The organism is Brevibacterium sediminis, from assembly GCF_013623905.1.
Taxonomy (GTDB): domain Bacteria; phylum Actinomycetota; class Actinomycetes; order Actinomycetales; family Brevibacteriaceae; genus Brevibacterium; species Brevibacterium sediminis.
The window spans coordinates 1-7,891 of the sequence record NZ_JABKDD010000032.1; the positions used below are offsets into that span (position 1 = coordinate 1).

Below are 7,891 nucleotides of genomic sequence, written 5' to 3' on the forward strand. Positions count from 1 at the left end.
GAAGAGTTCGATCGCGGCCTTGGCTTGGTCGTTGGTGATCAGACAGTCCTGACGCATGGAATGGTCCCTTCAAGTTGGTTTGTGTTGATCACAGTCCAACTTTCGGGGACCACTCCAGCGCCAGGTTGCTGAGCCGCCGTCAGGTAGTTCTAGTACCTCGCTCGACTTGGTGTCTCAGACCACAGTCACTTATATTCGAAGAGTCAGGCTGAGCCGCCCACGGCAGCCCCCGGAAATGGGTGCCCAGGGCGAGCGGCACATCAGCCGGTGCTCGAAAAAGGAGCACGAAGCCGCAAACCGCGCGTGTGAGACATATATGGATCCCTCATTTCCATATCTCATTCGCGAAAGGCCTGCCATGGCTCATACCTCCGCGCACGTCGCGCACACCCTTGCCGCCCACATCGACGAGGTCTTCGGCCTCATGGGCAACGGCAATGCCTACTTCCTCGACGCCCTGCTGCGTAACACCTCGGCAACCTACACCGCCGTCCGCCACGAGGCCGGAGCCGTCGTCGCCGCCGACGCTCACTTCCGCACCTCCGGGCGGATCGCCGCGGCCACAACGACCTATGGTGCGGGATTCACGAATACGCTCACCGCCCTCGCCGAGGCGGCACAAGCCCGGGTTCCCCTCGTCCTCGTCGTCGGGGATGAGCCCACGTCCGGTCCCCGACCATGGGACGTCGACCAGATCGCCATGGCCTCAGCCGTGGGTGTGCGCACCTACACCGTCGGTCGGGTCGATGCCGCCGCAGCCACCGTGACCGCCATCGAGCATGCGCTGACCTACCGAGTGCCCGTCGTCCTGGCCATCCCCTACGATGTCGCGACTCTGGACCTCGGTGAGATCCCGGCTGTGCCCGGCCCCAGTCGTCCCTCGCCGATGGCACCGACCGGCGAATTCGCACATGCGGCTCTTGATCGCCTTGCCGCCGATCTGTCTGGAGCGAAACGTCCCCTGCTGCTCGCCGGCCGCGGTGCCTGGTTGGCCGGAGCCGAGTCCGAACTCGGTGAACTCGTGGACATCACGGGAGCACTCACCGTGACGACCGCGCTGGGACGCAACATCTTCCCGGCTGCCGAACACGACTTGGGAGTCGCCGGCGGATTCGGTGCCCCGGCAGCGATGGAGCGCGTCCGCGAGGCCGATGTGACCGTGGTCTTCGGAGCCTCGCTCAATCAGTTCACCATGCGTTTCGGAGACCTCTTCCATCCCTCGACGGCGGTATGGCAGATCGACACCGACGACCGCGCCACGAACGCCCGCGTCGGAGGCTTCATCCGCGCCGATGCGAAACTCGCCGCCGCCGAACTCATCGCGCGCCTGGCGGCGACCGGCGTCGGCAGTGCTGGGAGTTCGGACAGTGCCGACGCACGCTGGCACGATTCCGTCGACACCGCTGCCGACCGTGCCTACGTCGTCGGGTCGGAGCTCGCCGACGATGGTCGGCTCGATCCGCGTGCGGCGGCGAACCGCCTCGGCGAGGTTCTGCCCGAGGATCGGGTCGTCGTCTCCGACGGAGGACATTTCATCGCCTGGGCGAACATGTTCTGGGAGCCCAGTGCACCCGACCGACTGGCGATGGTCGGCACCGCCTTCCAATCGATCGGACTCGGTTGGCACAGCGTCGCCGGGGCCGCCCGCGCGAACCCGGACTCGACGATCGTGCTCACCACCGGTGACGGCGGCGGAGCCATGGCACTGTCCGACCTCGACACCGCGATCCGGGTGGCCGGCGGTCGCGGTCTGGCCGTGGTCTTCAATGACGCGGCCTACGGTGCCGAGGTCAACCTGTACGGGCTCAAGGGGCTGGAGAAGTCGCCCATGCTCATCGACGAGATCGATTTCGCGGCCCTCGCGACGGCCGCCGGTGGGCACGGGGTCGCCGTCCGCACCCTGAGCGATCTCGCCGTGGTTGAGGAGTGGAAGTCCCGCCCAGTAGACGAACGGCCCTTCCTGCTCCTCGACCTGCGGATCTCCGACGAGATCATCGCACCGTACCAAGAAGAGGTCATCCGCGTGAACTCGTGAAGGCGCCCGGCCGGTTGCCCAGCTGGTGGCGGCCCTGGTTCAGACACTGGTCTTGCTGTGCCGACCGGCCCCAGGTGACGAGGCGCCACAGCTTCTCCAGCGGGCCCTGTCCGAAACGGCTCAGCCACAGAGTTGAGACGACGACCTGAACGATGATGATCGCGGCGCAGATGACGAGTCCGGCGACGTATCCGCCGCGGTCGTCGAACCGGGCGAGATCGGGCGCTGCCAGCCGAACGGCGACAAGGATGACAGTGGCGCCGACGTAATTGCTCAGCGCCATCCGACCCAGCGGTGCGAATACGGACTTCAGGACCGCCTCGGCGGGGGTGCGCAGGAGCAGCAGGATGGCGACGATATAGGTCAGGGCCATACACAGGCCCAGGCCGGCATTGATCCACTGGTCGACTTGACGGGTCGTATAGTCCGTCACGGAGAAGCCGACGACCGTCACGATCAGTGCGAAACCACCGGCGATCGCGACTCGTCCCGGGCGGTTGAGGACGGATCGGAGGAAATCGGTGCCGCCGATGGCGAAGCCGAGCAGGAAGAGTCCGGGGATGACGGCCATTCCGCCTCCGGTGGCCACTCCGGCGATGAGCAGAACGACGCCGAGGATCGCGGTGACGACGTTCCGCCACCGGTCGGCGATCCACGTGGCCGGCAGCAGGAAGACGATCCCGGCGAGCGCATATGGAAGCAGCGCCTCGCCGGGTTGGAGCAGCTGATGGAGCCCACCGAGGATGCCGAGGAAGGCGAACCGGCGCAGCAGAGCCAGGCGCGGTCGGTGGCTGCGATCCCGGGCGGACAGCCACATGAGTCCGAACCCGATTCCGAAGAGGAACGAGAAGATCGGGAAGAAGCGGTTCTGCACGAAGTCTTCGTAGAAACGGTAGAAGTCGAGGCCCCCACCCTCGACGCCGAGGCCGAAGATCGGCGGCAGGTTGACCAGCAGGATCCCGCACAAGGCGAACCCGCGGATGACGTCGAGTGCGGCGATGCGGGGACGAGATCGGATATCTGCGGGCCGCGCGGTGTCGGCAGAGCGCGCGGTGTCGGCGAGGCTCGCCGTCTCGGCGGGGCTCACGTTGTCGGCAGGGCGTGTGGTGTCGGATTGAGGTCGTGTCATGGCTTCTATCCTTCCCGGATCGATGACCTGGCGCATCGGCCGTGCGACCGAGAATCGACGAACGGGGTCGGCCATTCGGCTGATCCCGACGTGACTGGCGGGGTGGGTGCGGTTGGGGTGGGTGAGACGACTGCACCGTGGGAGAAGAGTCCGCGCTCCTCAGCCGTCGGATTTCATGACCCCGGATTCCCACATCCGGGCGGCGATCTCGACGCGGTTACGGGCATCGAGTCTGGCCTGGATGCTGCCCAGGTGGGTCTTCACGGTGCCGAGTGAGATGAAGAGCTCGGCGCAGATCTCCTGGTTCGTCCGCCCCACGGCAACGAGCTTCGCGATCTCGGTCTCCCGATCGCTGAGGCTGTCGATGCGCGCGGTCTCCGACCGGGGTGCGGCGGTGCGCCGTCGGAGCAGGTCGAGAGTGAGCGAGGGGGAGATGAGCGCATCGCCGTTCGCCGCCGCTCGGACTCCGGCGAGCAGGAGGTCGGCTCCGGCGTCCTTGAGCAGGAATCCGCTGGCTCCCCCGGCGAGAGCCGCATCGACGTAGTCGTCATCGTCGAAGGTGGTGACCATGATGACCTGCGAATACGGAGTCAGTCGCGGAAGCGCAGCCAAACCGTCGAGGCGCGGCATGCGAATATCAAGCAACACCACATCGGGCTGTTCGCGTTTGACAAGAACGATCGCGTCGACCCCGTCGGCGGCTTGCCCGATGACGCGGATATCGGCTTCGGCGTCAAGGATGAGTGAGAATCCCATCCGCACCATCTCCTGATCGTCGACGACAGCGACGGTGATCATCGGCTCTCCCCTGTTCGGTGGTCGTTCACTGGATTGAGCGGCAATCGCGCGACCACGCTCCACCCTCCCCCGGGTTCGGGTCCCGCCTCGATCCTCCCGCCGAGGTGGCTCACCCTCACGCGCAGACTGTTCAGTCCCGTGCCGCTACCGGCACCGACCCCACCGGAACCGACTCCGTTGGTCACGGTCATGACCAGAGTGCCGAGAACGTCGGGCCCGGCGAGGTTTTCGGCGACGGCTGAGACAGTCGGGGTGGTGGGCTCGGTCATGACGGTGACCGTCACCGGGACATCGGCGCCGGCGTGACGGCGCACGTTCGTCAGGGATTCGACGAGGACACGGTCGAGGACGGGCCAGACCGGGGCGGCCACCTCGGTGGGGGTGTCGATTGTGATCGTCGCAGACTTGCCGAACGCCGCGACCCGGTCACGCAGAGCCTGCGGCCCCGAAGCGATCGGGGTGCGGGAAGCGGCCCCCGGGCCAGGATCGGACACCGTTCCCGCAGCGGTGGCGGGTGAGTCATCGGTTCGCTTGCCGCTTCGAGCGTCGGAGACGAGGCGGCGGATCTCCTCGAGCGCGCGGGTCCCCGAATCTTCGATCTTCGCCAGGGCCGTTGTTCTCAGGTCCGGGCTGTCGCTGCGCCCGGCGGCTTGGGCGAGCACGACGATTCCGGTCACCTCGTGGGCGATGAGGTCGTGGAGTTCGGTGGCGATGCGACGTCGTTCCGCCTCGGTGGCGGTGGCCTGTCGTTCGATCAGGGTGCGGTCATTCGATCGCAGCATCAGACCGATCGCGATCGCGGCGATGATCAGGGCGAACACCATGAGTGCGAAGGTCGCACCGTCGGCCATGACCAGGGGACAGACGATGTTCGCGACTGCGAGAACGACAATGGAGGCGATGCTCATCCGGCCCGAGGATGCGCGCGTGAGCATCGCCAGCACCGTCAGGCTCAGCCACAGAGTCGTCAGACTCAGTGTGGCGGCGACGGCGGCCAGGGCGAGGCCACCGAGCAGTCCGAGGACGGCCCACTCCAGCCGTGCAGACCGTCCCGGACGCAACTGGGCTCGAATGAGGATGGGCAGGCCGACGGCCACGGCGATGACGTTGCCGAGGATCAGTGACCAGCCGCTGCCGATGAACAGTTCCAGGGCGAAGGTCAGCGGGACCGGGATCAGCCACAGCCAGGTGAGGAGTCGTCTCATTTGCTCACAGTCTAGTCAACGCCGGATGCCAGGTTCTGGTTTCTCGGGTTCGGCATTGTCGTGCGCTGCGCTGACCGTATCAGCGGCAGTCGGTGTCAGCGTATTCGACCTCGACAACCACGCCATCGTCTCCCGCGGACACGTTCCGCACTTCGGCCGCCTGCGGCAGGGCGCGGTCGGTGAGGAAACGCTCGTCGGCGAGAACATCGAGCCGGTTGCCTTCCGCCCGGGCGGAGAAGGTCACCCTCTTGCCGTCGATGGTGGCCACCTCGGTGTAGGAGTCATCGGGATTCTTCACCGGCCGGACCTGGCCTGACGGGTAGTCGAAGGTGATGAAGCGGGTGAGCCGGTCGGCGTGGCCGTCGACGAGGCGGTGGACGAGGACCTGATCCTTGTTCGTTCCCTTCGCTGGGTCGAGATCGACGTAGCTGAGGTCTGCGGTGTGCTGTGCAGCGTAGAGGAGGTAGGGGCGACCGTGGACGTCGATCGTGTCGGGTGTGATCGCGCAGCCGTCCAGGTAGTCGGCGACGTCGGCTTCGAGTGCGACTTTCGCACGGTTCTCAGCCACAATGAGTCCGCCGATGAGGGCGATGAGGATGATGACGATGGTGCCGAGGGCGATGAGTGCCTTCTTCATGAGTGTGGAGCGTCCTTATCGGATCGGAGTGAGCAGTCACTGTGCTGGGCCGGGGTTTCACAGCCGGCGCGTGGCTGCTGTCTGACACCCTCGATCCTTCCCGTTTCGGGGAGGCCGAGCCTCGGCCGAATGGCTGATCGTGATCGGCCGAGTGGTCGGAACTCCCGGGTCTCGCAAGGGCGTCGCGAAGAGAGTGCCCAGACAACGGTATGGCGGTCGTCTCCGGGGAGGTCGTCGCCGTGGCAGATCATTTGTCTGCGGACCGCGCCGCGCGGTTGGCAACCGTCCAGACTCTGACAAAGAGGCCGAGGATGAGCAGCCACCCCGAGACTGCGAGAACGGCTCCGACTGCCTTCGGCCAGGCGAATTTCTCAACGCTCAACAGTGCAATCGAGAACCCGACGGCGATGATGCTGATGGTGATGAGCACGGGAATCGCCGCACGGTGGCCAGCTTTCCAAGAAGCCTCGGACCGCAGCGTCAGCGCCGACCGGATTCCGATTGCACGATTGCGGGGCAGACGGTCGCCGCGGATGACCAACACGAGAACGACGCAGACAACGGCGAGGAGCAGATAGCCGATCAGCGGCGGATAGAACATCGTTGCCGGTCCCCTCTCTGAACTCGGGTCCACCGTATCTCATCGGGGCTGAACCCAGCCGCTCTCCAAAGGACAGATGGGAACGGCCCTGTCCGGCCGCCTCGGCGATGGTGTTCACCGGTGTCGATGTGGTGAAACTGCAAGTCTGGGGATATCCGGACAGCGAAAAGCCCCGGATCCTTGCGGAATCCGGGGCTGTGACACGTGGAGATGGCGGGAATCGAACCCGCGTCCGTCGGCAGATTGTCAGGACTTCTCCGGGCGCAGTTCGTGAATTAGTGTCTTAGGTTCTGGCTATCGCACGAACACGTAAGCCAACGAACGGAGTTGAGTGAAAGTCCCTCAGGCACCCCCAACATGTGCCTGAAGCAGTGGCCTCTTAAGCGACGCCAGTATCTAGAGCAGAGGCAACTCTAGGCTGACGGATTCGCAGCTCGCGCTCTATCAGGCAGCGAGGGCGAAATCGGTGCGGTTGTTAGACTTAGCACCTATTGTTTTGCAGAGGACATTAACGAGATGACTCTGCATTCTCGGCCCGCTTCTCCCGACGCAGTGTCCAACGTCGAAACCGATCATCCCCATATTCTGTTACCAATCCTGATCAGCTGTTTCATCCGCCGAGGCGGCTGCTGGCGCCGATCAGATACTCCAGCATACTCGTACAACGCAGACCGAGCCAATTGCATTCCCTGAACTCCGCGAATACGTGACCGGACGCGCTCGGATGCGCTCGGACCGCCTCGGCGACGGAGCCGAGAGACGGTGGAGATGGCGGGAATCGAACCCACCGTCGACCAACCCTTACAGGTACTGCTTGGACTTCATGGCGCGTTCGGCTTCGCGTTTGTCCTGCGCTTCGCGCAGTGCCTGTCGCTTATCCCATTCGCGCTTGCCGCGGGCCAGGGCGATCTCGACCTTGACGCGTGAGCCGTCGAAGTACAGCTCCAGCGGGACCAAGGTCCGGCCGGATTCCTTGACTTTCTGCGAGATCTTGAGGATCTCCTCGCGGTGAAGCAGCAGCTTACGACGGCGGCGGGCCGAGTGATTCGTCCACGTCCCCTGCAGGTATTCGGGAATGTAGACGTTCTCCAGCCAGGCCTCATTCTGGAAGATGAGGGCGAAGCCGTCGGTGAGCGAGGCTCGGCCTTCGCGCAGCGATTTCACCTCGGTGCCGGTGAGTACGAGTCCGGCCTCCCACGTGTCTTCGATGTGGTAGTCGTGGCGCGCCTTGCGGTTCCTCGCAATGACTTTCTTGCCTGTGTCCTTCGGCATGACCGGCCTCCTCTCTGCTCCCGATCACCTGTGCACGCGTTTGCGGGCACAGCCATCAATTCTATCCCATCGCCGCCCTTCCGCACGCCCGTCCCCTCCCAGAACTACTGTGAGTATTGATGGTGGCTGGTCTGGGACTGGCTGGCAGAGTAGGAACTGACCGTCCCATCGATCATCATGACCCGCAGAACTACTGACTCGAACGATGTCCTCG

Annotated in this window: 7 protein-coding genes and 1 other RNA gene; 1 reads left to right on the top strand and 7 read right to left on the bottom strand. The window is 64.9% G+C overall.

Annotation, left to right across the window (positions count from 1 at the left end; genetic code table 11):
* Nucleotides 1-358: 358 nt before the first annotated feature.
* Nucleotides 359-2,035 (top strand): thiamine pyrophosphate-binding protein, encoded by a 1,677-nt coding sequence (locus HK108_RS18475; RefSeq protein WP_181272592.1) that lies wholly within the window; start codon nucleotides 359-361, stop codon nucleotides 2,033-2,035.
* Here HK108_RS18475 and HK108_RS18480 read toward each other — a convergent pair.
* The 7 genes from HK108_RS18480 to smpB all read right to left on the bottom strand — a co-directional run bounded on the left by HK108_RS18480 (nucleotide 2,016) and on the right by smpB (nucleotide 7,677).
* Entirely contained in the window at nucleotides 2,016-3,164 is a 1,149-nt protein-coding gene (locus tag HK108_RS18480) for a DUF418 domain-containing protein (protein WP_181272593.1), read from the bottom strand. The two genes, HK108_RS18475 and HK108_RS18480, sit on opposite strands and share 20 nt — an antisense overlap.
* A gap of 159 nt (nucleotides 3,165-3,323) precedes the next feature.
* Nucleotides 3,324-3,962 carry a response regulator gene (locus HK108_RS18485; protein ID WP_181272594.1) on the bottom strand — a complete coding sequence of 213 codons (639 nt, stop codon included), beginning with the start codon at nucleotides 3,960-3,962 and terminating at the stop codon, nucleotides 3,324-3,326.
* Entirely contained in the window at nucleotides 3,959-5,167 is a 1,209-nt protein-coding gene (locus tag HK108_RS18490) for a sensor histidine kinase (RefSeq protein WP_181272595.1), read from the bottom strand. The genes HK108_RS18485 and HK108_RS18490 overlap by 4 nt, the downstream gene beginning before the upstream one ends.
* A gap of 79 nt (nucleotides 5,168-5,246) precedes the next feature.
* Complete coding sequence (locus HK108_RS18495) at nucleotides 5,247-5,804, bottom strand: hypothetical protein (RefSeq protein ID WP_139470378.1); 558 nt, start codon at nucleotides 5,802-5,804, stop codon at nucleotides 5,247-5,249.
* Nucleotides 5,805-6,051: 247 nt separating this feature from the next.
* Nucleotides 6,052-6,438: an SdpI family protein gene (locus tag HK108_RS18500; protein ID WP_181272596.1), complete on the bottom strand. Its 387-nt coding sequence runs from the start codon at nucleotides 6,436-6,438 to the stop codon at nucleotides 6,052-6,054.
* 169 nt (nucleotides 6,439-6,607) lie between these two features.
* Nucleotides 6,608-6,985, bottom strand: a transfer-messenger RNA (tmRNA) gene (gene ssrA, locus HK108_RS18505).
* Between the two features lie 221 nt (nucleotides 6,986-7,206).
* Nucleotides 7,207-7,677 (bottom strand): SsrA-binding protein SmpB, encoded by a 471-nt coding sequence (gene smpB, locus HK108_RS18510; protein WP_101547462.1) that lies wholly within the window; start codon nucleotides 7,675-7,677, stop codon nucleotides 7,207-7,209.
* Nucleotides 7,678-7,891: the final 214 nt, after the last annotated feature.

Coding starts and splice junctions, on each gene's coding strand:
- HK108_RS18475 (WP_181272592.1), top strand. CDS start 359: ATGGCTCATACCTCCGCGCACGTCGCGCACACCCTTGCCGCCCACATC.
- HK108_RS18480 (WP_181272593.1), bottom strand. CDS start 3,164: ATGACACGACCTCAATCCGACACCACACGCCCTGCCGACAACGTGAGC.
- HK108_RS18485 (WP_181272594.1), bottom strand. CDS start 3,962: ATGATCACCGTCGCTGTCGTCGACGATCAGGAGATGGTGCGGATGGGA.
- HK108_RS18490 (WP_181272595.1), bottom strand. CDS start 5,167: ATGAGACGACTCCTCACCTGGCTGTGGCTGATCCCGGTCCCGCTGACC.
- HK108_RS18495 (WP_139470378.1), bottom strand. CDS start 5,804: ATGAAGAAGGCACTCATCGCCCTCGGCACCATCGTCATCATCCTCATC.
- smpB (WP_101547462.1), bottom strand. CDS start 7,677: ATGCCGAAGGACACAGGCAAGAAAGTCATTGCGAGGAACCGCAAGGCG.